General features: G+C 62.2%; 2 pseudogenes. One reads left to right on the forward strand and one right to left on the reverse strand.

The window, feature by feature from the left end:
- A pseudogene (locus ASE20_RS25005) lies at positions 1-506 on the forward strand (SAM-dependent DNA methyltransferase); the annotation flags it as partial.
- Positions 507-523: 17 nt separating this feature from the next.
- Here the strand turns inward: ASE20_RS25005 and ASE20_RS08005 are convergent.
- A pseudogene (locus tag ASE20_RS08005) lies at positions 524-1,041 on the reverse strand (SAM-dependent DNA methyltransferase); the annotation flags it as partial.

Here is a 1,041-nt window from a genome sequence, read left to right on the forward strand (position 1 = left end):
GCGACCAGGCAGTCTTGTCATCAAGTCTTCATCAACTCTGGGCCATTACCTACGGATCGACGCTGGAGACGCGAATCCGGTACACGCCGTCGGACGTCTTCGAGACGTTCCCGCTACCACCTCGCACCGAACGTCTTGACGCCGCTGGACGGTTGTTGGATCACGAGCGCCGCGAGATCATGCTGCGCCGCGATCTCGGACTCACCAAGCTCTACAACCTTGTCAATGACTCAGGCATCAACAACGACCCCGACGTCAGCCGGATGAGGGAGATCCATGTCGAGATCGATGAGGCGCTCGTTGCCACATATGGCTGGGATGATGTCGACCTGGATCATGGTTTCCACGCGTACCGTCAGGTCGCGCGGTGGGGGCCGTGCGCGGACGCGCGCACCGAGCTCTTGGATCGTCTTTTGGCCGAGAATCACGCGCGGGCCGCGACCGGTGGGACCGGGCCGAAGGGTCACGCAAACGTCCCGCCGGACCAAGGGACCCTGTTCACCTGACGCCGGCACGCCTCAGCTCAATCAAACAAGGTCACGGCGTCATCGTCCGTTTCGTGGCGGCCGTCATACGTGCGGCTCGACGGCTCTGAGGCTGCTCGGCGGTGGTTCTCCTCGAGTAGCCGGTCGAGGATCTCCACCCGGGCCGTCGGACTGACCGTCCACCTCACCATCTTCCTGTATTCGTGAAAGCCGTGCTCTAGCCCGAGGTCGCCCCACCCGTAGGCGCTCAACACTGCTTGGTCCAGCTCCCGGTGGATCCCTCGCATCCGAGCGATGTCGCCGTCGGCAGTGTTCGGAAGGGTCGGGTCATTAATGAGGTTATAGAGCTTGGTGAGGCCGAGATCGCGACGGAGCATAATTCCTCGCCGCTCCGCGTCAAGGATCAGCCCGAGCTGATCCAACTCGTCTGTTGGCGTTGGCCGTGGGAAGGTCTCGAACACGTCGGACGGCGTGTATCGAGGGTCATTCCTCATGCCGGAGCCGTACGTGATCGCCCAGAGCTGATGAAGACTTGATGACAAGACTGCCTGGTCGC

The organism is Nocardioides sp. Root240 (assembly GCF_001428825.1).
Taxonomy (GTDB): domain Bacteria; phylum Actinomycetota; class Actinomycetes; order Propionibacteriales; family Nocardioidaceae; genus Nocardioides.